Below are 5,309 nucleotides of genomic sequence, written 5' to 3' on the forward strand. Positions count from 1 at the left end.
ATTTACAGTCACCGCACCTGGACGACGCTTCTTCCGGAAACCGAATACACCGAAAGCCTCCGCGACGACTATCTGCTGGAGCGTGGTTATTTCGGTGAGTTTAATACTTTCCCGCATTCCATAAACAAATACATTAGCCGCACCAACAATTTCCGGCCGTTTAAAACAACGCCATCGGCCAATATGATGATCAAGGATTTTACCCTGCGTTTGTTGGAGAACGAGGAAATTGGAACGGATAACGTAACCGATTTTGTTACGGCAGTATTTTCGAGCATGGATTACGAAAATGGTTCATTCGGACCGGCATCGCTTGAAATGGAAGATACTTACCTGTATCTCGATCAGTACATTGGAGAATTGGTTGATGCCGCTGAAGAGAAATTCGGAAAAGACAACGTTTTGTTTTTCCTAACGGCCAACACATCTGCTTCGTACCCGGTTGAATATTTGAAGGAAGAATTTCACCTGACCGTTGATTATTTTAATGTTGAAAGTGCCATTGCGCTGCTTACTTCATACCTGAATATTACCTACGGCGAAGAGAAATGGATCGAACATTATTCCGATCTTCAGCTTTACCTCGATCACGATATTATTAATAAAAACGATAATGTAACGCTAAATGAATTGCGCGAGGTTTCATCAAATTTCATCAACCAGTTTACCGGCGTTCAGGTATCGATGCCCGCCTTCCAACTGGAACAGGGAAGCTCGGCAAACGGCTTGTTCGAACCGCTGTACAATACGTACCACAAAAACCGTTCGGGCGATTTTATCTATACCTTAAAGGAAGGCTGGCAACCCGGTTATAAATTCAAACGTGCCAATTACACCGATCAGTCGCGAATTCCGGTAGTAATCTGGGGAAAAGGAATTAAAGCACAAACGATTAGCACAACGCACAATGCTGTTGACCTGGTGCCAACACTGGCCGAACTAATCTCGGTGCCGAGACCCGACAAATGCCAGGGAAAAATTATTAAAGAAATTGTGGAAACGAAATAAAAAAGCTGTTTGCTGGCAAAGGCGTTAGAACAGTTTAAATCCCTTTCTATCATTCTTCTTTTCCAGTTCCAGCTCAGCATGTACCTGATCGTTCTTTTTCTGTCGGTTTTTACTGCTCAACAGTGGCTGAAGGCTAACTACCAATGTAGTGTCGGAAACAGCTTCAACGTGGTGTAAGACCGGCTTAAATCCTCCGTTTGAAATGGACAAATCAATATCGCCCTTATCAAGAATTAGTTTATAAAATCCATTCTGATTGGTAATTGTTCCGATTCCTGAATTCTTTTCAAAAATACTTACGTTTTCCATAGCTTTTCCGTTGGATCCATTATTAACATAACCTGTTATGGTTACGATTTGGGCCCAACTCATGCCCGGAATAATTAATAACAGAACAGCGAAATGGGTGATTAATACTGTTTTCATTTTAATGAACTTGTTAAATTGTTTTATGGCTCTATAAAATTAGACAAAAAACAGCACAAAAAGGTTGCTTCATTCTTTAATTTTCTTTAAATAAATTGTTAATGAATCTCATGTTTTGACCTCAGCTAATAATTCTTATTTAGACTGCATTGCACTCCGCCCCTTCTTAACCATTTTTAGAACACATTTATACATGACAAAAATTAGGTTCTCCGCTCAATTTAAAACCCGACTTGATCACATTATCTGTTTTCTGCTGAAAAACATAATGTTATGAAGCAAATATGCTGTTATTTTATGCGATTACTCCGTACATTTGTTTATAATAAATAAAGATTTATTTCTTTATTTCGTACAGCAATTAAAAATCGATCCAGCCTTAACTGGCGCTCTACTTAACAATAACAACTAAAAACCAATCTTAAAAACTAAAACTTGCCTCATGGATCCAATCCAAACCTTAGTTAAAAACCTGGCTGAGAAACATGGTCGTAGCCGGGAGAGTGTTTTACCCATTTTACAAGGAGTGGTTGAACAGGAAAATTTTCTTTCGGAACGTTCGATGATCGAGATTGCCCGGGAAATTGATATTCCGGCTGCCGATGTTTACGGAACTGCCACTTTTTATTCATTTCTTGAAACCAAACCTACCGGAAAGTTCATTATTCGGGTGTGCAAAACCATTACCTGCGCCATGAAAGGTAAAAACCAGATTTTGTTTGCCATACAAGACATGCTAAAGATTAGTTTAGGGGAAACCACCCCCGACAAACAATTCACCCTGCTGGAAACCAACTGCCTGGGCTGGTGTCACAAGGCACCGGCAATGCTGATTAACGATGAAATTTATACCGAACTCACTCCTGAGAAAGTGAGGGAGATACTCTCGGCCTACATGAAAGTAAATCAAAATCACTAAACCGGCAATTATGGCAACTTCAAATCAATTAAAACGTGTAGATTTCATTTTCAGAAATGAAAACGACTGGGAAAAAATTCTCTCATCAACACTTAAAAGGAAACCACAGGAGCTTATCAATGAACTCATCAGTTCGGAGTTAAAAGGACGTGGCGGAGCAGGTTTTCCAACCGGATTAAAATGGAAGCTTACTGCGGAATCAAAAGAGAAAGAAAAATACGTGATATGTAATGCCGACGAGGGCGAGCCAGGCACTTTTAAAGACCGCGAAATTTTATCGCGCGTTCCCTATAAAGTTCTAACGGCAATGGCTATTTGCGGGTATATTACCGGAGCGAAAAGAGGCTTTATCTATTTACGGGGCGAATATAAATTCCTGTTACCCGAGTTAAACAAGGTCATCGACGAGTTCGACTACTACTGCCAGGAGACAAATCTTGATTTCAAGATCTCGATTTTTATGGGTAGTGGCGCTTACATTTGCGGTGAAGAAACCGCTTTAATGGAATCTATGGAAGGAAAACGTGGTGAGCCGCGCAACAAACCACCATTCCCCACGCAAGCCGGTTTTATGGGAAAACCTACCGTAATCAACAATGTGGAAACACTGGTGCACACTTTCACTATTTTTAAATACGGTGCAAAAAAATTCTACGATTTAGGCGTGCAATACTCGCGTGGCACCAAATTGTTCTCGGTATCGGGCGATACACCCAAACCGGGTATTTACGAATTGGAGCTGGGAATGAGCCTGCAGGATTTCGTTTACGAATTTGGCGACGGCGATACCAAAGCCGTACAGGTTGGCGGAGCTTCGGGTTTTCTTGTTCCGCGCAAAAAATTTAAAGATGCCGCTATTGGTTTTAAAGGAAAACTAACCGGTATTTCGTTGCCAACCGGCGGATCGATGATGCTTTTTAATAGTTCGCGTTCGATGTTTAATGTACTTGATAATTACCTCGAATTTTTCCGCGAAGAATCATGTGGGCAGTGCACACCTTGCCGCGTAGGATGCCAGCAATTATTACTGGGCATTAAAGCGGTAAAACGTGGTGAAAAACCCGCCTCCTATCTCGACAAGTTATTGCGCCTCACCGAAACGATGCAATACACGGCCAAATGTGGCCTTGGGCAATCGGTGGCGAATTCGTTCTCGTCGATTGTAGAGAACTTTAGAGAGGAGATGATTTATTAACAATCCGCAAAAAGAAAGATTATGAGCAAAAAAGTTAGTATCAGTATAAACGGTTTTCCGGTGGAGATTTCAGCTGGGAAAACCATCCTGGAGGCTGCAGAAGAACAAGGAATAACCATTCCAACACTTTGTCATCATAAAGATTTGTGCGTTGCAGGAAACTGCCGTGTTTGTGTAGTTGAGGTAGCCGGGCAAAACCGCTTATCGGCAGCCTGCGCAACCCCCTGCGAAGAAGGCATGGAAATACTTACCAATAGTTTAAAAGTTCGGAACTCGCGCAAACAAATCATTGAGCTACTGCTGGCAGAACACAACGCCGATTGTACCAAATGTTACCGCAACGGAAACTGCGAATTACAAACGCTTGCTTCGGAGTATAAAATTATGACTCAGGATTTCATCGAACTTGTTCCGTTAAAACACGTCTCAATTGATTCCTATTCACCGTCGATAATTAAAGACGACAGCAAATGTATTCGTTGCCAGCGTTGTGTACGAACCTGCGCCGGATTACAGGGCGTTAATGCACTTACCGTGGCGCACAAAGGCGATAAAATGAAAATCACCACCTTCTTCGAAAAAGCCATGCGGGACGTGGTTTGTACCAACTGCGGACAATGTGTTAATCACTGCCCTACCGGAGCGCTGGTTGAAAAAAACTACATTGAAGAAGTCTGGGAAGCCATTGCCAATCCGAACAAACATGTTGTGGTGCAAACTGCGCCTGCGGTACGTGTTGGACTTGGCGAAGAACTTGGAATGAAACCTGGGAAAAGCATAACCGGCAAAATGGTCGCCGCTTTAAAACGTTTGGGATTCGATTCGGTACTTGACACCGATTTTACCGCCGACCTTACTATTATCGAAGAAGGAACCGAATTACTTACCCGCCTGAAAAAAGCACTGGTAGACAAAGACGAATCAGTTTCGTTACCAATGGCAACATCATGTTCGCCGGGTTGGATCAAATACATCGAACACATGTTTCCGGAGAATTTGAAAAACCTGTCGACCTGTAAATCGCCGCAACAAATGTTCGGCGCGCTGGTTAAAACATACTACGCCAATGCCCGAAACATAAAACCGGAAGACATTGTTTCAGTTTCAATAATGCCGTGTACCGCTAAAAAATACGAAGCTTTCCGTCCGGAAATGCACGACAGTGGTTATCGCGATGTTGACTATGTTTTAACCACACGCGAACTGGCCATATTGATTAAACAGGCTGGTTTGGATTTCAATAAACTGGAGCCAGCAAAATACGACCGTTTAATGGGCGAATCATCGGGTGCAGCAGTAATTTTCGGAGCAACCGGCGGCGTTATGGAAGCCGCTTTGCGTACCGCCTACGAAATTGTTACCGGCCGCGAAGTTCCGTTCGAAAACCTTAACATTACTCCAGTGCGGGGAAATGATGGAATTCGTGAAGCAACCATAAAAATTGAAAATCCGGTAGAAGAGTGGGCATTTCTTGATGGCGTAGAACTAAAATGCGCCATAGCTCACGGGCTAATAAATGCCAAAACCGTTATGGAATCAGTGAGGGTCGGTACTGCCGATTACCATTTTATTGAGTTTATGGCCTGCCCGGGCGGTTGCCTGGGCGGCGGCGGACAGCCAATTCCTACTAATCCGGAAATCAGGCAGAAGCGCGCCGAGGCGATTTATGCCGAAGATGAAGGACTACCGATTCGCAAATCGCACGAAAACCATGAAATCAATAAGTTATACAAAGACTTTTTAAAAGAACCACTCGGTGAA

The 5,309-nt window shown here is 42.8% G+C and carries 5 protein-coding genes; 4 read left to right on the forward strand and 1 reads right to left on the reverse strand.

Going from position 1 to position 5,309, the window contains the following annotated elements; all coding sequences use genetic code 11:
- Positions 1 to 1,008: alkaline phosphatase family protein (locus ABZB17_RS20155; protein ID WP_372653007.1), on the forward strand; the 1,008-nt coding region annotated here is incomplete at its 5' end.
- Positions 1,009 to 1,032: 24 nt separating this feature from the next.
- On the opposite strand, the gene ABZB17_RS20160 is transcribed toward ABZB17_RS20155, so the two are convergent.
- A complete protein-coding gene (locus tag ABZB17_RS20160) occupies positions 1,033 to 1,434 on the reverse strand; it encodes a carboxypeptidase-like regulatory domain-containing protein (protein ID WP_045026817.1) in 402 nt (133 codons plus the stop codon).
- Between the two features lie 442 nt (positions 1,435 to 1,876).
- On the opposite strand from ABZB17_RS20160, the gene nuoE reads away from it, so the two are divergent.
- The 3 genes from nuoE to ABZB17_RS20175 all read left to right on the forward strand — a co-directional run.
- Positions 1,877 to 2,353 (forward strand): NADH-quinone oxidoreductase subunit NuoE, encoded by a 477-nt coding sequence (gene nuoE, locus ABZB17_RS20165; RefSeq protein ID WP_319482025.1) that lies wholly within the window; start codon positions 1,877 to 1,879, stop codon positions 2,351 to 2,353.
- 10 nt (positions 2,354 to 2,363) lie between these two features.
- Entirely contained in the window at positions 2,364 to 3,548 is a 1,185-nt protein-coding gene (locus ABZB17_RS20170) for an NADH-quinone oxidoreductase subunit F (RefSeq protein ID WP_163321860.1), read from the forward strand.
- A 21-nt stretch (positions 3,549 to 3,569) separates the two neighbouring features.
- Positions 3,570 to 5,309, forward strand: a 1,740-nt coding sequence (locus tag ABZB17_RS20175; protein ID WP_372653009.1) for an NADH-dependent [FeFe] hydrogenase, group A6, incomplete at its 3' end; no start/stop codon positions are given.

It is taken from the genome of Draconibacterium sp. (assembly GCF_041583095.1).
GTDB lineage: Bacteria > Bacteroidota > Bacteroidia > Bacteroidales > Prolixibacteraceae > Draconibacterium.

Coding starts and splice junctions, on each gene's coding strand:
- ABZB17_RS20170 (WP_163321860.1), top strand. CDS start 2,364: ATGGCAACTTCAAATCAATTAAAACGTGTAGATTTCATTTTCAGAAAT.
- ABZB17_RS20160 (WP_045026817.1), bottom strand. CDS start 1,434: ATGAAAACAGTATTAATCACCCATTTCGCTGTTCTGTTATTAATTATT.
- nuoE (WP_319482025.1), top strand. CDS start 1,877: ATGGATCCAATCCAAACCTTAGTTAAAAACCTGGCTGAGAAACATGGT.